Below are 19,221 nucleotides of genomic sequence, written 5' to 3' on the forward strand. Positions count from 1 at the left end.
CGATCAGTCCGCCGCGGCTTCCGCGTGCGCGTGTGCTGCGGCGACGGTCGCGAGCGATGGCGGCTTGCGGCTGATCGGGCGCCCCTCGGCGATCGCCCGCACCACTTCGGCATAGCGCGGCAGGGTGACGTCGTGGACGTCGTAGTGGCGGCGGGCGTGGTGGCGGGCGCTCGCGCCGAGGCGTGCCCGCTGCTCGTCGTCGGCGAGCAGCTCCGCCACGGTGGCACGCAGCGCCTCGCGGTCGAAGAAGGGAACCAGCCGGCCGTTGACGCCGTCCTCGATCACCTCTTCCACCGGCCCCGTCTGCGAGCCGACGATGGTGCACCCGCACGCCATCGCCTCGATGAACGACCACGACAGCACGAACGGGAAGGTGAGGTAGGTGTGCACGGCCGAGAGCTGCAGCACCCGCTGGTAGTCAGCATAGGGCAGCTTGCCGGCGAACCAGATGCGGTCGTGGTCGAGGCGGTCGCCGACCTCCGCCAGCATCGCCTCGCGCCAGTTGGCGCCGTTTGGTGGCCGCCGCCCGTAGGAGACGCCGTCGCCTCCGACGATGATGGTGAAGAGGTCGGGGTTGTCGCGCTGCATGTCGGGCAGCGTGCGCATGAAGACGTGGAAGCCGCGATAGGGCTCGAGGTTGCGGGCGCTGTAGGTGAGCACCGGCGTCGCGCGCGTCAGGAGCCGCCCGTCGGGCAGCCGCATCCTGACCGTGTGCTTCGGCTTCAGGGCCCGCGTGTCGACACCCTCGTGCACGACGTGGATCGACCGGCGAACGGCAGGGGGGAAGAGGCCGCGCTGCCAGCGTGTCGGCGAGATGCAGAGGTCGGAGAGGTGATGGGCGTGGATCTGGGCGAGGTTGCGCAGCGTCAGCAGCTGTCGGTCCTGGCCATCCACGGGAAATTCCGGATCGAAACCGTAGTCGGCGCCGACGTCGCGATAGTAGAACTCGAGGTAGGAGATCAGGCGTGCGGCCGGCCAGATCTGCTGCGCGAACATCAGATCCCCCCAGCCGGGGTGGCCGATGATGACGTCGGGCGCGTAGCCCTCTTCCCCGAGGCGGGTCATCAGGGCCGCGGCGGCGCGCCCCTGGCGGATCTGGTTGGCGAAGGCGTCGAGCGGCGGGAAGCGGGGATCGACCCGCATCGGGCTGCCCTTGTAGCGATGCACCGTCACGCCCGGCAGGCTGCTCACCGCGATCGGATGGCGGCCGATGGCGGTGACGTCGAAGCCCGCGGCGGCGAGGCCGGGCGCGATCAGCTTGTACTGGCCGGGCAGGTTCGGGTGAACGAAGAGCAGCTTCAAGGCGCACGCCGTTTCGAGCGGGGCGGGAGCATGGGGGCCGCCCTGGCTGTCGGTGGTTGAGCGGGAACGGGCGGCGGCGCCGCCGACCGCCCGGCGATGGAGCGGCAGGAGATCAGCCGGCAGACGACGCGGCCCGTCTCCGGACCGCGTCCACCACCATCGGCTGCTCGAGAGGACCGGTCGTCAGGCCTTCTTGGGCGCGCGTGCCTTCGGGGTCGGCTCGGCGGGCGCCCGCTTGCCCTGTACCGCGGCGAGGCACTCGGCGTAGGTGTCGAGAAGCCAGTCCTTCTCGAAGACGTGGGGCTCCTGGCGGGACTGCTCGACCTGCACGATGCTCTTCAGCAGCACGAAGGCGATGAGCTCGGGGCTGTCGCCGCTGATGTCGACGCCGCCGCCGCGCGCGGTCGTGTTCGTCGTGGTCGATGCGGCAGCCGAGCTCCCCAACGGAAAATTGGCAGGTTTCTTCAAGTCGTCCTCTCCCCTAACGCTCGTGGATGATCGTCGGTCGAATGGTGGAAGCCGCGTCGTCGCCGATCCGGCAGACCGTCCTAACGACGGATGCTGCGCTCACGCAATATCCGATGTTTCCGATAGGCGGTCGTCGCGGCGCGCGCCAGCCTCTGTCCGTTCCAGAATGGATCAATCTTCCTTCATCGCGAAGTCGTAGACGCGCAGGATCGGGTCGAGGAAGAACTGCAGCACGGTGCGCTCGCCGGTCTTGATCAGCGACGTCGCCGCCATCCCCGGCACTAGGTCCACATTGGCCCGCTTGAGGTCCTCGGGGTTCAGTGTGACGACCGCGTCGAACCAGGCGGCCTCACCGTTCGGCGTCTCGATACGGTCGGGGGAGACGCTGCGGACGGTGCCGTTGAGGATGCCCTGGTAGCGCTGCTTGTAGGCGAGGATATGCACGTCGACCAACTGGCCGGGGTGGACCTGATCGACGTCGTTGGGGTCGAGCTTCGCCTTGACGACGAGGGGCGCGGTGTCGGGCACGATCTCGAGCACCACCTGGCCGGGAAGGATGGTGGCACCTGGCCCGTACACGGCGAGCCCGAGGACGCGCCCGCCCACGGGTGCCGGGAGATCGATCCGCGTCAGGGCATCCTGCGCGGCAACGAGCCGGGGCTCGATCTCGGCGAGCTGCGCGCCGGCCTGCGAAAGGCCGGCTGAGATTTCCTGCCGGCGGTCCTTCTGGATCTGGTCGATCTCGAGTTCGGCGCTGTGGATCTCGTTGCCGGAGGCCGCGATCTGGGCGTGCAGGCCCTCGAGGGTGCTGCTGAGGCTCGCCGACTCGCGCTGCAGGGCGAGCACGCGCGACTTCGGCGTCAGCCCCTTGGCGAGCAACTGGTTGAGGCCGACGAGTTCCTCGGCGATCAGGTCCACCTGTCGCTCGGTCTCGCGCACCTGGCCAGTGAGCCCGCCGATCTGCCGCTGGTAGCCTTCGATCTGCTGGCGCAGCAGGCCGACCCGGCCGGCCACGGCGGCCCGCCCGGCCTGGAAGATGCGCTCTTCCTGATCGAGCACGTTGGCGACGTCGGGGTCGGAGCGGCGCGCCTCCAGATCGGCGGGGAAGCTGATCGTCTCGGCGTCGGCCGCCTCGGCGGCGAAACGGGCGAGCTGCGCCATTACCTGGACGCGCCGCGTCGTCAGCACCTGCACCTCGGCGCGCACGTCGGAGAGGTCGAGCCGGACGAGGACGTCACCGGCCTTGACGAGTTGCCCCTCCTTGACGAGGACCTCGCCCACCGGACCGCCGTCGCGATGCTGGACCGGCCGCCGGCTGCCCTCGACGACGACGACGCCCTCGGCTCGCGAGGCACGGGCGACCGGCGCCAGTGCCGCCCAGGTGCAGATGCCGCCGAGGAAGAACACGGCGATGGCGACACCCGCCAGCACGACCTTGCGGGGGTTGTCGGTCGGACGCTCGAACGTCGGGCCGTGATACTCGATCAACGACATCTCAGGCCTCGTCCTTCACCATCCGCAGCGAGAGTGGCCGCCCGGACCGCTTCATGAACTCTTCCGCGGTGACGACGATCTGCAGCTCGCCGTCGCGCAGCAGCGCGACCCGGTCGAGGTGCTGCACCAGCGTCGGCCGATGCGAAACCATCACCACCGTCGTCTCCAGTTCCTTCAGCGCAGCGAGACAGCTCACCAGCGCCGCTTCGCCCGGCCCGTCGAGGGCGGCGTTCGGCTCGTCGAGCACCACGAAGGCCGGCCGCCCGATCACCGCCCGTGCGAGCCCGATCAGCTGCCGCTGCCCGCCGGACAGCGGATGGCCGCCTTCACCCACCGGCGTGTCGTAGCCTTGCGGGAACTTCAGGATCATTTCATGGCAGCCGGCGCGCACTGCCGCCTCGACGATCTCGCGCTCGCCGAAGGTGCCGAACCGGCCGATGTTCTCCGCCACCGAGCCGGTGAGCAGGCCGATGTCCTGCGGCAGGTAGCCGATGTGGCGGCCGAGATCGGCCCGGTCCCACGACCACAGCTCGACGCCGTCGAGGCGGATCTCGCCGGCCGACGGCCGGATCACGCCCATGATCAGGCGCACGAGCGTCGACTTGCCGGAGCCGATAGGGCCGACGATCGCGAGCGAGGTGCCCGCGAGGGCCCCGAAGGTGATGCCGCGCAGGATCGGCTTCGGGGCGCCCCGCGGCATGTAGCTGACGTTGCGGATGGCGAGTTCGCCCTTCGGACGTGGCAGCGGCATCGCCACCGGGGGCGCCGGGTACTGCTCGTAGAGGGAGGCGAGCCGCTCACCGGCCTCTTTCGCTCCGAGATAGCTCTCCCAGGAATGCACGACCTGCATGACCGGGCCCATCATCATGTTGAAGATGATGATGGCGCTGAACGCCACGCCGACGTTGAGCTGACCGTTCATCGTCCCGATCGCCACCACGGTGATGATGGCGACCTTCTGGAAGAGACTGAAGCTCTCCTCGAAGCTCGAGAACTTGGCTCCGGTAATGCCGCCCTGGGCCTCCGCAGAGACGGCCACGTCGTTGCTGCGCAGCCACCGCTGCACGAGACCGGGCAACAGGCCCATTCCGACCGCCGCATCGGCGCTGCGGATGTTCGCCTCGGCGACCCGCATCGACGCCTGCATCGCCGCCGACGCCGCCTCGATGGTGCCGCGCGTCACCGCCATCTGCACGATCGCCATGATGACGTTGAGGACCAGGAACACCGTCGCGAGCACGCCGACCCAGACGTACATCAGATACAGCAGGCCCAGGAAGACTCCGACCCACGGCACGCTCATCGCCGTAATGGCGCCGCCACCACAGAAGAACTGCCGGAACATCATGAGATCGCGCAGCGGCTGGGCGCCGGTCTCGTCGCGCTGCGACGCGCTCTTCTCCATCAGGGCACGGAAGGTCCGGCCTGCGAGGACCTTGTCGAGGCGCAACGTCGCCTTGATCAGCAGATTGGTGCGGACGTAGCTGAACAGGCCCTTGAAGATCAGGGCGATGAACACCCCGATGAACAACGCGATCAATGTATCGTAGCTTCGGCTCGGAACCGCGCGATCGAAGACGTTGATCAGATACAGGATGTAGGAGAATCCGAGCGCCGTGGCGATCGTGTGGAACCACGTGGCGAAGACGAAGTTGGTGCGGCAGGTGCGCAGGACTTCGCGCAGCTCGCGTGAATCGGTGACGATCGCCATCAGGCGGTTCCTCGGTGCGCGGCGGCTGGCCGCAAATCTGTAACAAGGGCCCGGTCCACCAGGGCGTCGAACGTCGCCTGCCGGAGTGCGTCGGGCTCGACAGCGAATTCGTCCGGGCGGACGACGTCTCCTCCCCCCTCGGCCGCGACGCGCGCGATGTCGGCGAGGGCGGCCGGCAGGGTGGCGAGCCGGTGATCGGTTGCCCCGAGCGAGCGCTGCAGGACCTCCCGCGACACGACCGCTCCCGAGGGCGGGTCTCCACCGGAGGCGAGGAGCAGGGTGTCGTCGTCGGCGGACCCGGCGCGCTCGAAAACTGGATGACGGTCTGACGCGTCCGGCAGGCGCGCTCCCGCGTCGAGCAGCACGAACGCCGCGGCCTGCAGGCGGGTGACCGCCAGCGACAGCGCTGCCGCCGGGCCGCAGGGGCCCGCCAGCACGAGGGTAGCGATCGCGAGGTCCGGAGTGCTGGCGGTCGTGGCGAGGTGCTCCAGGGTGCGGTCGTAGTCGGGATCGGATGATCTTAGCACGATCACGATCGGAATGCTGCGCCGCACGGCCACCGGGACCGACTGCAGGGTCCGCTCGATCGCTGCCGCGTCGGCGTCGAATGCGAACAGGAGGATCACCGTCTCGGCCGTTCCGGCACGGTCCGGGATCTCGTCGCCGACGACCACGACCGGGACGCGCGACGCGCTGGCGCGGACGGAGGCTGCGACGATGCGGACATAGGTCGCGTCGGCGGGCTCGGGGGGCAGCCAGGCGCGCAGGATCGCCTCGGTGCGCGTGGCGCCGGCGTCCATCGTGCGCACCCAGCCGCCGCCGTCGGTCTTGCCGGCGAGCGACAGGTGCAAGGCCCCCGCCCCGAGACGCCTTGGCAGCAGCAGGACCAGGTGCAGGCGACCGGGGTGACGCTCGGCGTCGGGGTGGAACGCCGCGATCGGCCGCGCGGCGTCGAACAGTCGCTCGCCGGCGTTGGACACGTCCCGGACCACGAGAGTGCCGAGCTCGTGCTCCCGGTCGTCGCTCGCGAGAAACAGCACGGTGCCGGCCTCGACCGCGACGGCGCCGACGAGGGCGATGCTGCCGCCGTCGGTCCCGCGCCAGCCGAGGGCGTGGGCTATCGGAAGCCAGTCCGGCACGCGCGGCCCGATTTCGAGGCCGAGCTCGGCGACGAGATCCAGGAGTACTTCCGCCTCGCTGGCGCGCAGCGCCATCGCCGCGGGGGCGCGTGCGATGGCCGAGCGTGTCGCTCCGGGCGGACAGGAGACGTCGACCAGCCCGTCGTCGAGCATGACGAAGTACCGCGCCCCTTGGACAGGCAGGAGGATGATCGACCGGCCCGTCTCGGGATCGAGCGCGAGCCGGGCCTTCGTCGCCGTCAGCTGCCCGCCATCGAGGGCGAACGCCAGCGGCTGCTCCTCCGTCGCCCCGAGGTCCCCGTCGAGGACCAGCGCCAGGCCGGGCCCGACCGGCAGCGACAGGTCGGCGCGCACGCCGAGCTCGCTGGTGGTCGCCAGATGGCGCAGCAGCGGCTGCCAGTTCCGGCGCGTCTCCGTCTGCTCGAGGCGGGCCATCGCCTGCCCGAGCAGGGTCGCGAGCGTCCGGTCGAAGGGGGCCGGTGTCGGGCGAAGCGGACGGTGGCTCGTGCCCCCGTCGCCGGACACCGAGAGGATCAACGCTTCGCCGCCGGCGGCGGGCGTTGTCCCGGCGACGACGACCAGCGTCTTGCTGCCGTCGGTGCGCAAGAGCCGGGTCTGGGCGAGGACCGCGAGGGCGACGCGGCCACGGCTGACGGTGATCGTTCCGGACGGGATCTCCGGCACCAGCAGGGCGAAGGCACCGCCGTGCCAGGGCACCAGGCCGCAAATGATCTCCGGATCGAGATCGATATCCGCAAAGGCGGTGGCTCCGTCCACAAACGGTCCGGAGTTCGGCGCGAAGGCATCGTCGTCACCGCCGAAGAGGGGTGCCGCGCCACCGAATTCCATCGAGCCGAAGAGGGGATCACTCATGACGGGCAGGGTTCGCACCAATCCATGGTGACAGCATGGCCGCGCCTCCGGGAGGCGCCTCGCCGCCAAGTGTCGATGATGCCGCCGCGCTGCGATCCGGCCGGCTGAAAGCCGCCGGCGGCGTTCGGCGCGGCCGCTGGTCCCGAAGCCCGATCCTGCGCGCGACGGGGGGCGTCTTCACGCTGCCGCCCCGGCTTATCCACGGGGGCCGACGCTGCGCCGGAGGGAGGACGGCACGGGCGTGCCCGAATGAACGCATCCTCGAAGTGGACGCATCCTCGACGTCGAATGCAGCAGCGAAAATGCAGCAGCGCAAATGAAGACGGCCGGGGCATGGCTCGCCATACCCCGACCGCCGATCTTGCCGTCGCGCCGACGTGGCGCGGGACCCCGTTCGATCAGAAGTCGAACCAGTCCTTCTTGACGTCGTTCTTGTCGAAGCCCTCGATGAGGATCTTCACCTTGCTGCCCTTGACCTGCACGAGAACGCCGTCGCCGTCGTTCTTCAGCTTGAGGTCGCCGAACTTGGTGTTGAAGTCCTTGAGGTCGATGACGTCCTTGTTCGGCTCAAAGTCAGTGATCGTCTGCTTCGTGCCCTTGCCGGTGTCGTCGATGTCGAAGGTGTCCTTGCCGCCACCGCCGGTGAGCTCGTTCTTGCCCGAACCGCCGTTCAGCGTGTCGTTCTGGCTGCCGCCGAACAAGTCGTCGTTGCCGCCGTCGCCGAACAGCTTGTCGTTGCCGCCGGTGCCGAAGAGCGTGTCGTTATCCGCGCCGCCCTCGATGCTGTCCTTGCCGTCGCCGCCGTTGAGCGAGTCGTCGCCGGAGCCACCCTTGATGGTGTCGTTGCCGTTGCCGCCCTCGATCGTGTCGTCGCCGTTACCACCGTCGAGCGAATCCTTGCCGCTGTCGCCGGAGATGCTGTCGTCGCCGCCGCCGCCCTTGATGGTGTCGTCGCCGGTCTCGCCGCGCAGAAGATCGTCGCCGTTGCCACCGTCGATCGAGTCGCTGCCGTCGCCGCCGAAGATCGAATCGCGACCGCCGCCACCGCTCAGGTTGTCGCTGCCGTCCAGGCCGAAGAGCAGATCGTTGCCCTTGCCGCCGTCGACGGTGTTGTTGCCTTCGTTGCCGAGAACCAGGTTGTCGAGGTCGTTGCCAACGATGTTGGCATTGCCCTTCTCGCCCAGCGTCAGACCAGCGAGATTGTCCCCCATCTCGTAGGTCTTGCCGAAGTTCACCGTGAACATGCCGTAGTTGTAGAGATCCTTGTCGAACTCCGGCGGATCACGAGGATCGAACTTTACGACATTGATGTCCTTGTTCTTCTCCGGCAGGAAGTCAGCGATGATCTGCTTCTGCTCTTTCGTGAATTGTACGTTTTCGCTGCCCGGTACCGTCGCCATAATAATAACCCCATATCAACAAGCGGTCGGAACCCCACCGGTCCCGGAAGCGCGATGAACTTTGAATGCCGCCGACGTCAACCCCGTGACACACCACGCCGTGGCCGGCGTGGGAGGTAGCACGCGGAAAACACCGACACATCTGAACTGATCGTGAGGTTGGGTCGAGGAACCGCCTCACTACGCACATTGCCATAGCATGGCGTTTTGCAGAGCACAAAGAGCCGGTCGATCACGTCCGCTTGATAGAATTCGTGAGCGACCGCAGTGCAGCATCTGCCGGCCCCCGGGGTCAGGACAGACCGACAATCTCGCCGTGTGCATCGAGCCCGATTCGTTCGGCGGCGGGCGTGCGCGGCAGGCCTGGCATCGTCAGGATGTCCCCGCAGATCGCCACCACGAACCCGGCCCCGGCGGACAATCGCACGTCGCGCACCGGCACCACGTGACCAGTGGGCGCGCCGCGGCGACCCGGGTCGGTCGAGAACGAATACTGCGTCTTCGCGACGCAGACCGGCAGACGGCCGAAGCCGTCGGCCTCCCAGCGCGCGAGCTTGTCGGCCACAGCGTCCGGCACGACGATGTCGTCGGCGCGGTAGATTTCGCGGGCGACCGTGCGCAGCTTCTCGGCGAGCGGCAGGTCGTCGGGATAGAGCGGCCGGAATCCGGCCGTCGTGGCCGGACCGTCGAGGGTCTCGGCGACCCGGCGGGCGAGGGCCTCCGCCCCGGCCGAGCCGTCGGCGAAGTGGCTGCAGACGATGGCGGTGACCCCCAGCCGATCACGGCAAAGTGCGACGACGCGATCGAGCTCGGCTCCGGTGTCGCTCGCGAAGCGGTTGAGGGCGACCACCACCGGCACGCCGAACTTGCCGACGTTCTCGACATGGCGGGCGAGGTTGGCGAAGCCGCCCTCGACGGCGGCGACGTCCTCGCGGTCGAGCGCCGACTTCGGCAGGCCGCCGTGCATCTTCAGCGCCCGCACGGTCGCGACGACGACGGCGCAGTCCGGCGCCAGCCCGGCGCTGCGGCACTTGATGTCGAAGAACTTCTCGGCGCCGAGGTCGGCGCCGAAGCCGGCCTCGGTCACGACGATGTCGCCGAGGCGCAGGCCGGCTCGCGTCGCCGCCACCGAGTTGCACCCGTGCGCGATGTTGGCGAACGGGCCGCCGTGCACCAGGGCGGGCGAGCCCTCCAGCGTCTGCACGAGGTTCGGCATCGCCGCCTCGCGGAGCAGTGCGGCCATGGCGCCGGCGCCCTTCAGTTCGCCGGCGGCGACGAGACGGCGCTCGCGCGTCTCGCCGATCACCATGCGCGACAGCCGCGCCTCGAGGTCGGCGAGGCCCTCCGACAGGCAGAGCACCGCCATCACTTCCGAGGCGACGGTGATGTCGAAGCCGTCCTCGCGCGGGAAGCCGTTCGAGGCGCCGCCGAGCGAGGAGACGACCTGGCGCAGCGCCCGATCGTTCATGTCGACCACCCGTCGCCAGCTGATGCGGCGGGTGTCGAGCCCGAGGGCGTTGCCCCAGTAGACGTGGTTGTCGACCAGCGCCGACAGCAGGTTGTGGGCGGAGGAGATGGCGTGGAAGTCGCCGGTGAAGTGCAGGTTGATGCGGTCCATCGGCACGACCTGGGCATAGCCGCCGCCGGCCGCCCCCCCCTTCACGCCGAAACAGGGGCCGAGCGAGGGTTCGCGCAGGCAGATGACGGCGCGCCGGCCGATCCGGTTCAGCGCATCGCCGAGGCCGACGGTGGTCGTCGTCTTGCCCTCGCCGGCGGGGGTCGGGCTGATCGCCGTGACGAGCACCAGCTTGCCCATCGGTCGCTCGGCCAGCGAGGCGAGATAGCCGAGATCGAGCTTGGCGATGGTGTGGCCGTAGAGGTGCAGCGCGTCCTCCGGCACCCCGAGCTTTTCGGCGATCTCGACGATCGGACGAAGCTGTGCCGCGCGGGCGATCTCGCCATCGGATTTCATGTTGTTCTCGTTGGGCGGTGGCCGGACGGCCGGGTCGGTCGGGGCGCGATGGTGATGGTCGTGATACGCCCGTGTCAATCGCCCCCGACGGCGACGATCGCAGGCGATTCTGGCCGGGCCGTGCGGGCCGGTGCGTCAGTCCCAGAAGGGCGGGCTGACCGGCGACAGCGCGCCGCCGAGGCGCAGGGGGGCGATCGCCGTCGCCCGCCCGGTGCGGTCGTCGATCTCGACCGCGACGCCAGACAGCGTCGCCTCGCCGAGGGCCGGCGAGAAGCGCGCGCCGGGGATCTTGCGCAGGAAGCGCGAGATCGGCTCGTCGCGCTCCATGCCGATGATCGATTCATAGTCGCCGCACATGCCGACGTCGCTCATGAAGGCGGTGCCTTCCGGCAGCACGCGGTGGTCGGCGGTGGGCACGTGGGTGTGGGTGCCGACGACGAGGCTCGCCCGCCCGTCGCAGAAATAGGCGATCGCCTGCTTCTCGCTGGTCGCCTCGGCATGGACGTCGACGACCACGGCGTCGACGGCCAGGCCCAGCGGGGCGCCGTCGAGGATGCGGTCGAGCGCCGCGAAGGGGTCGTCCATGGCGTCCATGAAGACGCGCCCCATGACGTTGGCGACGAGTACGCGGGCGCCGTTACGCGCCGTGAAGACGTTCGCCCCTCGCCCCGGTGCGCCGTTTGGGAAGTTCGCCGGGCGCAGCAGCCGCGGCTGGCGCTCGATGAAGACGAGGGCCTCGCGCTGGTCCCAGACATGGTTGCCGGTGGTGATCGCGTCGGCGCCGGCGTCGAGGAGCTCCTGGGCGATCTCCTCGGTGATGCCGAAGCCGCCGGCGGCGTTCTCGCCGTTGACGATGACGAAGTCGATCGCCGCCGCCTCGACGAGCCGCGGCAGATGCTCGGACACGACCTGCCGGCCGGAACGGCCGACGACGTCTCCGAGGAACAACAGGCGCATTGCGGTCCTTTCGACTCCGGGCGAGGGACGCCCGGCCATGGCGACGCCCGGTGGCGCCCGTCTCGTGAAAGTCTAGCCGGACGGCGCGGCCGTTGTCGCGTCCCGAGCGACGCCGATCACGACGTCGGGCGAAGGCCATCGTCGGTCAGGAGGGCGTCGAGGCGGCGGTCGTGCGGCTCGTCCGGCACCGCCGGCACCTCCTGCACGGCGAAGGCGACGCCGATGGCGCGCCGGGGGCCGGCCGCGTCGAGGCGGGCGAGCGCCCGGTCGTAATAGCCGCGGCCGTAGCCGATGCGGTGGCCTCGCCGGTCGAAGGCGGCGAGCGGCACCAGCAGCACGTCGGGATCGATCGGGCCGGCCTCGGCGGGTGGATGAAACAGCCCGAAACCGGCCGCCTGCAGCGCCTCGCCGGGACGCCAGCGCCGGAAGACGAGCTCCGTCGGTCCCATCACCACGGGCAGCGCCAATGGGTGGCCGCGGGCGGAGAGTGCCGCGAGCAGCGGCATCGGGTCGATCTCGCCGCGCACCGGCACGAAGCCGGAGACGACGGCGCCGGGGGCGATCGCCAGGGCATCGATGCTGTTGGCGAGCCGTTCGGCCGCCTGCGTCCGGGCGGGGTCGTCGAGGGCCGCGCGGCGGGCGAGGGCCTCGGTGCGCAGGGCCGCCTTCCGGGAGGCGACGTCGCTCAAGGCTGCCTCGACCACGCGGGCGCCGGGAGCCGGGAAAATCGTGGCGAGCCGCCTCGGCCGTCAGAGGAGATCGATCCCGGGAGACCTACGGAGTAGGTGGGAGCCGTGTGTCCGGGTCCACGGACCCGGCCAGGTACAGCCCCCGTTTGGATCGATAAGGCCCCGGGGATAGTGAGTCTCCGTCGAACCGCGCAGCGTCGCCGTCCCGACATATAGAAGCCTCCGGGGCGCTGCGCCAGAGGCTGGCCCCGGGCTTGCGGCCGTTAGCCATCGCGGGAAATCCCCCTCGCCTCCGAGACGGCAGCGGTGCTACGGCTTCGCTGAAACGGAATACGCGAGAGCGGGGGCTCCGGCGTGCACATCGGACAGGGAATGCGAAACGCACTCACGGGCCTCGCCGCGCCGCGCGGCCGGGCCGTCATCGGCCGCCTCGCCGCCGCCGCCGTGCTGGTCACGCTGGTCGCCGGCTGCGCCGGACGGCCCGGGCTCGACGCCTTGATGCCCGTCGCCGAGGCGGCCGGGGTGGGCGAGCGCGAACACGTCATCCTGGTGGCCTCGACGCGCCAGCGCGACAAGCGGCCGGGCGTCTTCTACAACGGCGAGCGGGAGAGCAGGCTGTCGTTCGCGCGCTTCGACATGACCGTGCCGCCGACCCATCAGCCGGGCCAGATCGAGTATCCGAAGCAGGCCCCGGGCAATCCCGCCACCGACATGGTGGTACGCGAGGCGGTGTTCCGCGAGAGCGAGGCCGAGTTCCTCGCCGACCTGAAGGCGCAGCTGGCGCTCCGCCCCCCCGGCCAGCGCAAGGTCGCGATCTTCGTGCACGGCTACAACACGCAGTTCAACGAGGCGATGTACCGGATCCTGCAGCTCGCGGACGATTCGCACGCCCCGATGGTGCCGGTGCTGTTCACCTGGGCGTCGCGCGGCAAGACCGAGGGCTATCTCTACGACAACAACAGCGCCACGGCGGCGCGCGACGGGCTCGAGGAGACCATCCGCCTCGCCTTCGCCAGCGACGCCGAGGAGGTGTCGATCATCGCCCACTCGATGGGCAACTGGGTGACGGTGGAGGCGCTGCGCCAGATCAAGATCTCCGGCAACCTGCCGCCGATCGAGCGGCTCGGGGCCGTCGTGCTCGCCGCCCCCGACATCGACGTCGACGTCTTCAAGACGCAGCTGAAGCGCTTCGGCAAGCCGGCCAAGCCCTTCATCATCATCGTCTCGCGCGACGACAAGGCGCTCGGCATCTCCGACTTTCTCGCCGGCGACAAGCTCCGGGTCGGCGCCTACACCGACGACGAGGAGCTCGTCGAGCTCGGGGCCGTCGTCATCGACATGACGAAGGTGAAGTCGATCGACGGCCTCAACCACGGCAAGTTCGCCCAGCTCGCCGAGATCGCGCCGCAGATGCGCGCCCTCGTCGCCGGTGCCGCCGGCCGGGCCGGCGCCGCCAAGGTACTGGCGCCGGAGGGTATCGAGATCGTCGGCCTCGACCGCGCCCCGCCGGCTCCTCCGGGCTTTGCAGCCGGGACGAACGTGCCTGGCGCGGCGACCCCGGCGACCCCCGCCGCGGCGACCGTCGCGACCCCGCCGCCGGTAGCGGCCGCGCCCACGCCTCCGCCCGTCCAGTAGACACGCCCACCGCGGGCGCGTCGGCCCCGCGATGGCGGAGGGCCGGCGCGCGAAGGTGCGCCGCCCGACATCGCGTCGGGAGCGGCGACGATCTGCGGCGTTGACGCCGCCCCCTCGCGCATGGTCTGACGGGCGCTCCGGTTTCTCGCGTACGGAGGCTTCGCGACGTGGCGCGCGGCACCGCTCTCAGCCTGCCGAACATCCTCACCTACGCGCGCATTGCCGCCGTACCGGCGGTGGCGGCCTGTCACTTTGTGCCGGGCGACGAGGCGCGGTGGACCGCGGTCGCGATCTTCGTCGCCGCCGCCGTGACGGACTTCTTCGACGGCTACCTCGCCCGCGCCTGGCAGCAGCAATCGGCCCTCGGCCGCATGCTCGACCCGATCGCGGACAAGCTTCTCGTCGCCACCTGCCTCTTGCTGCTCGCCGGCTCCGGCACGATCGGAGGCTGGTCGCTGATCGCCGCCATCATCATCCTCTGCCGCGAGATGCTGGTCTCGGGCCTGCGCGAATACCTCGCCGAGCTGCGCGTCGGCGTACCGGTGACGAAGCTCGCCAAGTACAAGACGACGGCGCAGCTCGTCGCCGTCGGCGTGCTGCTCGCCCATCCCGCCGGCGACCGCGTCATCCCCTATCTCTCCACGATCGGCCTCGGGCTGTTGTGGATCTCGGCGATCCTGACCCTCTACACCGGCTGGGACTATTTCCGCGCCGGCATCGGCCACCTCGTGGAGAGCGAGCCGTGAGGGTGCTCTATTTCGCCTGGGTGCGCGAACGCATCGGCCTCGCCGAGGAAGACCTCGCGCCGCCGGCCGAGGTCGGCACGGCGGGCGAGCTCGTCGCCTGGCTCGCCCGCCGCGGCGAGAACTACGCCCACGCCTTCGAGCGCCCCGAGACGATCCGCGTCGCCGTCGACCGCGTTCATGTCGCCGCTTCGGCGCCGATCGCCGGGGCGCGCGAGATCGCCCTGTTCCCGCCGATGACCGGCGGCTGAGGCCGCCGCCCCGGAGCGATCGGGCTCCCCTGGCCGAGGTATGCGAATGGCGGAGGTTTCCATCGTCGGCACCGCCTTCGACCCCGCCGCCGAGGCCGCTCGGCTGGTGGTGGACGGCGCTGTCGGGGCGACCGTCAGCTTCGTCGGCTACTGCCGCGACGAGGGCGGACGGCTCGCCGCCCTCGAGCTCGAGCACTATCCCGGCATGGCCGAGGAGGAGATCGGCCGCATCGCCGCGGAGGCGAAGCGGCGCTGGCCGATCACCGGCCTGCGCGTCGTCCACCGCCACGGCCTCGTCCGCCCGGGAGAGCCGATCGTGCTGGTGGCGACGGCATCGGCGCACCGTGCGGCGGCCTTCGACGCCGCGGCGTTCCTGATGGATTTCCTAAAGACCAGGGCGCCGTTCTGGAAGCGCGAGCACGGCGCCGACGGCAACATCAGCGGCTGGGTGTCGGCGACGGACGCGGATGACAGCGCCGCGGCTCGGTGGGCGGAGGCGGAGCGGCCTGGTTGAGGGCGGCTTGCCGGGCGGCCCAGGGGCTTTCCGGCGATCGACGGAGGCCGTTGGCAGCGTCTGTGCTCGCGGCCCCCCTCCCTGCCCTCCCCCGCGAGGGGGGAGGGTTTACGACGGCTGTTTCACGTCCCTGACGAGAACAACGACCAACGCTGCCGTCAGCGCAGACATCCCCAAAATCTCGACGCGAACCCTCCCCCCTCGCGGGGGAGGGCAGGGAGGGGGCGGCCGCGGGTTCGGCGATGCAGGGAGCGCCGCCCCCGACAGCGAGCGGCCTCAGCCCGCCGACGCCGCCACGACCTGGTCCCGCCCCGCCGCCTTGGCGCGGTAGAGGGCGGCGTCCGCCGCACGGATCAGCTGGTCGACGCCCGCCGTCTCGGGTCCGGCGGTGGCGATGCCGAGGCTCGCCGTCACCGGGATCGTCAGATCGCCGACGCGGACCGGCGCCCGCGCCAGCGCCGCGCGGATGCGCTCGGCCGCGTCGCGGGCGTCGCCCGGGTGGGCCTCCTGCAGGAGCAGCACGAACTCCTCGCCGCCATAGCGCGCCACCACGTCGCTGTCGCGGCATTCGGCCCGGCAGACCGCCGCCACCGTCTTCAGCACCTCGTCGCCGACCTGATGGCCGTGGCGGTCGTTGATCGCCTTGAAGTGATCGATGTCGAGCATCACCACGGCGAGCCCGCGGACATAGCGCCGGGCCGCCGAGAGCTCCCGCTCGGCCGTCGCATAGAACGAGCGGCGGTTGAGGACGCCGGTGAGGAAGTCGGTCTCCGCCATCTGCTTCAGCTGGCCGATGAGGCCCTCGCGCTCGGCCTCGATGCGGCGCCGCTCGGCGACTTCCTCGGCGAGCGCCTGGTTCGACCGCGTCAGCTCGGCGGTGCGCTCTTCGACGCGGGTCTCCAGCGTGGCGTTCGCCTGCTCGAGCTCGACCTGCTTCTGGCCGAGCCGGGCGAGCATGGCGCGCAGCGCGGCGGCGAGCGCGCGCACCTCGGCGAAGCCGCCGACGGGCGGCACGTCCTGCACCCGGCTGTCGGCCCCGATGGCGGCAGCCGCCGCGCCGAGGCGGGCGAGCGGAGACGCCACCCGGCGGGCGATCAGCAACCCCATGACGCAGAACAGCAGGGCGGTGCCGAGGCCGCCGGCGAGGATCAGGCGCTCGACCGTCTCGACGGGGCGGAGGGCGAGCTCGACCGGCTGGCGGGCCAGCACGATCCAGCCGAGCCCCGGATAGTCGCGGAAGCCGCGGGAGCGGCTGTAGCCGGTGAGATAGTCGATACCGTCCGGCCAGACCTCCTCGGCGACGCCGGTCTCGCCCCGCTGCGCGGCGGCGACGCTCGCAAGCGAGAGCCGCTGGCCCTCGAGCCGTGGGTCGCCGAGCAGCACGTCGCCGTCGGCCGACAGCACCAGGATCTCGACGCCGTCGGCGATGTGGTCGGCCGCCAGCAGCGAGGTCTTGATCTCCGCCGCCCACGACCAGCTGAGGTGGGCGCCGACGGTGCCGGTGACGGTGCCGGCGGCGTCCTTCAGCGGCATCGCCACGTCGACGAAGCGCAGCGGGGCGGTGGGGTCGGGGTTCGACAGCAGCTTCTCGAGCAGAACCGCCTTGTGGACATCGCCGACGAAGGGGCCGGCGACGGCGCCCTTGAACCACGGCCGCTCGGAAACGTCGGCGCCCTCGAGCAGGCCGCCGGTGGCGGCGAGCACCTTGCCGGCGCGGTCGGTGTAGCCGATCCAGGCATAGTCGGGGTAGGTGCGCTGCAGGTTGGCGAGGTGGGCGCGGCGGTTCTTGTCGCGCAGCTCCGGAGCGATCAGCGGATCGAGGGCTGCGACGATCGACAGGTCGCGGTAGCGCTCGAACATCGAGCGGTCGAGCTTGTCGCGCATCTGGGCGGCGAGCTCGCGCATCTCGCGGCCGATCGACAGCGTCAGTTCGCGCGTCGACACGCGGTCGACGACGAGGCCGATCGCGGCGATGGCGCCGAGCGTCAGCAGCGTGAGGATGACGGCGAGCTGTGTCTGCAGGGACCAGGTGCGCATGCGATCGGGCTGAGCGGCAGAGGTGAGAGGGAGCGGCGTCGGCCTTCGCCGTCACCACGAAAACGAGGGTTCCCGAGAGCGGAACCCACCCCGAGCCCAGGACTCGGGACCGGGGTACTCGCGCGCCACCGCTCCGGATGCAGGGGGCGGCAAATTTTTTTCCGCAGGTGTTCAATGGCACGCGGCGCCCGTCGTCAACCTTGCACCGCGGTGCACGGCCCCCGGTGGACGGAGCGGGCGAAGTCGTGAGACTGTCCGGCCGCCGCCGGGCGAGCGCCGGCGCGATCGACGGTGCGAGAACGGGAAGGACCTCATGATCGGGTATCGGCAACACCAGCGCGACGGCGGCCATGCGGGTCCGAGCCCGCGCCTGCGGACGCTGCAGCTGGCGCTCGGCGCCGCAACGGCGGCCTGGCTGTCGCTGGCGCCGCTCGCCGCCATTGCGCAGGACACGACCGCGCAGGACGCGGCCACCTTGGCGAAGGCGAAGGTGGAGGCGCTCCTCCCCGAGTTCGAGGCGATGCTCGAAAAGGGCATGGCCGACTTCGCCGTCCCCGGCGCGTCCGTCGGCATCGTCGTCGGCGACGAGGTCGTCTATGCCAAGGGCTTCGGCGTCCGCGCCGCGGGCGGGGCGGCGGTCGACACCGGCACGCTCTTCCAGATCGGCTCCACCACCAAGGCCTTCCTGGCGACGACGCTCGCCATCCTCGTCGAGGAGAAGAAGCTCGACTGGGCGCAGCGGGTGCTGGCCGTCGACCCGACCTTCACCCTGCACGACCCGTGGGTGACGCGCGAATTCCGGGTCTACGACATGCTCGCCCAGCGCTCCGGCATGCGGCCCTACGTCAACGACGTGATGACCGGCCTCGGCTACGACGCCGACGCCCTCGTCTACTCGCTGCGCTTCGCCGAGCCGATCACGAGCTTCCGCTCGACCTTCGGCTACGTGAACATCCTGCACCTGATCGCCGGCCGCATCGTCGCGCGCCTGGACGACAAGGCGGACTGGTTCGAGGTGGCCGAGGAGCGCATCCTCGGTCCGCTCGGCATGACGCGCACCTCCTCCACCGCCGAGGCGATCGAGGCCGACGGCAACCATGCAGAGGGCCACCGGTTCGACGGCAACGGGGCGGTGGCGATCCCGTTCGATCCGTCCTTCCCCTACATTCTGGGCCCGGCCGGCAACATCAACTCCTCCGTCGACGACATGACGAAGTGGGTGCGCACCCTCGTCGGCCGCGGCACCTTCGAGGGCAAGGCGATCGTCTCGGAAGCCGGGCTTCGCTACACCTGGACGCCGAAGGTGGCGCTCAACGACCAGCAGTCCTACGCGCTCGGCTGGGTGATCCAGGAACTGCCCGAGGGGCGGGTCGTCTGGCACAATGGCGGCACGTCCGGCTTTGGCGCCCACGTTGGCCTCATTCCTGAGGAGAACGTCGGCATCGTCATCCTGTCGAACAGCGAGAACCGCGGCTTCCCGGACGTGTCCGCGATGTGGTTCTACCGGCGCATTCTCGGCGAACCGGACTTCGACCACTTCGCCCAGGCCGCCGCCGCGGCGAAGGCGAAGTTCGACGCCGAGGCGGCGACCTACGTGAAGCCGGCGGATGCCCGCCCGCCGCGCCCGCTCGCCGATCTCGCCGGCGCTTACGGCACCCAGGAATTCGGCCCGGCGGCGATCACCGTCGATGGCGAGCGGCTCGTCATGGCGCTGGAGAAGACCGGCGCCAAGCTGGCGCTCGAGCCCTTCGACGGCGACGTCTTCACCGTGCGCTTGCTGCCGGAGGGCCGGTTCGCGCCGATCGTCGCCACGTCCGGCGAGCAGCCGGCCGGCTTCGCGCAGTTCCAGATGGACGCGAAGGGCCGGCTCGACTCGCTGCGCCTGATCCTCGACGAGCAGCCCTACCTGTTCGACAGAACCGAGGACTGACCTCCCGCTCGCCCGCCGCGGGCGCCCAGCGTCTAGGTGTACACGGCCCCATGGCCGTGTACACTCGCATCCGTGCGTCGACCGAGAGCGCACCGGTGACGGCGCG

At 70.5% G+C, this 19,221-nt stretch carries 15 protein-coding genes and 1 other RNA gene; 5 read left to right on the forward strand and 11 right to left on the reverse strand.

What is annotated here, in order from left to right; translation table 11 throughout:
• Positions 1–3 precede the first annotated feature (3 nt).
• The 10 genes from RUR49_RS10685 to ssrS all read right to left on the reverse strand — a co-directional run bounded on the left by RUR49_RS10685 (position 4) and on the right by ssrS (position 12,206).
• Positions 4–1,302 carry a glycosyltransferase gene (locus RUR49_RS10685; protein ID WP_409146388.1) on the reverse strand — a complete coding sequence of 433 codons (1,299 nt, stop codon included), beginning with the start codon at positions 1,300–1,302 and terminating at the stop codon, positions 4–6.
• Positions 1,303–1,485: 183 nt separating this feature from the next.
• On the reverse strand, positions 1,486–1,770 hold the full coding sequence (locus tag RUR49_RS10690) for a hypothetical protein (protein ID WP_409146389.1): 285 nt from the start codon (positions 1,768–1,770) through the stop codon (positions 1,486–1,488).
• 171 nt (positions 1,771–1,941) lie between these two features.
• Complete coding sequence (locus tag RUR49_RS10695; protein WP_409146390.1) at positions 1,942–3,264, reverse strand: HlyD family type I secretion periplasmic adaptor subunit; 1,323 nt, start codon at positions 3,262–3,264, stop codon at positions 1,942–1,944.
• 1 nt (position 3,265) lies between these two features.
• Positions 3,266–4,975 carry a type I secretion system permease/ATPase gene (locus RUR49_RS10700; RefSeq protein WP_409146391.1) on the reverse strand — a complete coding sequence of 570 codons (1,710 nt, stop codon included), beginning with the start codon at positions 4,973–4,975 and terminating at the stop codon, positions 3,266–3,268.
• A complete protein-coding gene (locus tag RUR49_RS10705; RefSeq protein ID WP_409146392.1) occupies positions 4,975–6,987 on the reverse strand; it encodes a hypothetical protein in 2,013 nt (670 codons plus the stop codon). Before RUR49_RS10705 ends, RUR49_RS10700 begins: the two co-directional genes overlap by 1 nt.
• Positions 6,988–7,385: 398 nt before the next feature.
• Positions 7,386–8,387, reverse strand: coding sequence for a calcium-binding protein (locus tag RUR49_RS10710; RefSeq protein ID WP_409146393.1), 1,002 nt, complete (start codon positions 8,385–8,387; stop codon positions 7,386–7,388).
• A gap of 292 nt (positions 8,388–8,679) precedes the next feature.
• On the reverse strand, positions 8,680–10,359 hold the full coding sequence (locus tag RUR49_RS10715; RefSeq protein ID WP_409146394.1) for a formate--tetrahydrofolate ligase: 1,680 nt from the start codon (positions 10,357–10,359) through the stop codon (positions 8,680–8,682).
• Positions 10,360–10,494: 135 nt separating this feature from the next.
• Positions 10,495–11,316, reverse strand: coding sequence for a TIGR00282 family metallophosphoesterase (locus RUR49_RS10720; protein ID WP_409146395.1), 822 nt, complete (start codon positions 11,314–11,316; stop codon positions 10,495–10,497).
• 116 nt (positions 11,317–11,432) lie between these two features.
• A complete protein-coding gene (locus tag RUR49_RS10725; RefSeq protein ID WP_409146396.1) occupies positions 11,433–12,005 on the reverse strand; it encodes a 5-formyltetrahydrofolate cyclo-ligase in 573 nt (190 codons plus the stop codon).
• A 42-nt stretch (positions 12,006–12,047) separates the two neighbouring features.
• A non-coding RNA gene (gene ssrS, locus RUR49_RS10730) (6S RNA) lies at positions 12,048–12,206 on the reverse strand.
• A 171-nt stretch (positions 12,207–12,377) separates the two neighbouring features.
• On the opposite strand from ssrS, the gene RUR49_RS10735 reads away from it, so the two are divergent.
• From RUR49_RS10735 to RUR49_RS10750, 4 genes are all read left to right on the forward strand, one after another.
• Entirely contained in the window at positions 12,378–13,640 is a 1,263-nt protein-coding gene (locus RUR49_RS10735; RefSeq protein WP_409146397.1) for an alpha/beta hydrolase, read from the forward strand.
• A 167-nt stretch (positions 13,641–13,807) separates the two neighbouring features.
• On the forward strand, positions 13,808–14,386 hold the full coding sequence (gene pgsA, locus RUR49_RS10740) for a CDP-diacylglycerol--glycerol-3-phosphate 3-phosphatidyltransferase (RefSeq protein WP_409146398.1): 579 nt from the start codon (positions 13,808–13,810) through the stop codon (positions 14,384–14,386).
• The gene (gene moaD / locus RUR49_RS10745) at positions 14,383–14,634 is read left to right on the forward strand and encodes a molybdopterin converting factor subunit 1 (RefSeq protein WP_409146399.1); all 252 of its coding nucleotides are present in this window, start codon (positions 14,383–14,385) and stop codon (positions 14,632–14,634) included. Before pgsA ends, moaD begins: the two co-directional genes overlap by 4 nt.
• A gap of 40 nt (positions 14,635–14,674) precedes the next feature.
• A complete protein-coding gene (locus tag RUR49_RS10750; RefSeq protein ID WP_409146400.1) occupies positions 14,675–15,148 on the forward strand; it encodes a molybdenum cofactor biosynthesis protein MoaE in 474 nt (157 codons plus the stop codon).
• A gap of 276 nt (positions 15,149–15,424) precedes the next feature.
• Here the strand turns inward: RUR49_RS10750 and RUR49_RS10755 are convergent, their stop codons facing one another.
• On the reverse strand, positions 15,425–17,185 hold the full coding sequence (locus tag RUR49_RS10755; RefSeq protein ID WP_409146401.1) for a diguanylate cyclase: 1,761 nt from the start codon (positions 17,183–17,185) through the stop codon (positions 15,425–15,427).
• A gap of 313 nt (positions 17,186–17,498) precedes the next feature.
• On the opposite strand from RUR49_RS10755, the gene RUR49_RS10760 reads away from it, so the two are divergent.
• Positions 17,499–19,115 carry a serine hydrolase gene (locus tag RUR49_RS10760; protein WP_409146402.1) on the forward strand — a complete coding sequence of 539 codons (1,617 nt, stop codon included), beginning with the start codon at positions 17,499–17,501 and terminating at the stop codon, positions 19,113–19,115.
• The last annotated feature ends 106 nt before the right edge of the window (positions 19,116–19,221 follow it).

The sequence above is a fragment of the Pseudoxanthobacter sp. M-2 genome (assembly GCF_046156265.1).
Taxonomy (GTDB): Bacteria; Pseudomonadota; Alphaproteobacteria; order Rhizobiales; family Segnochrobactraceae; genus CAMDHY01.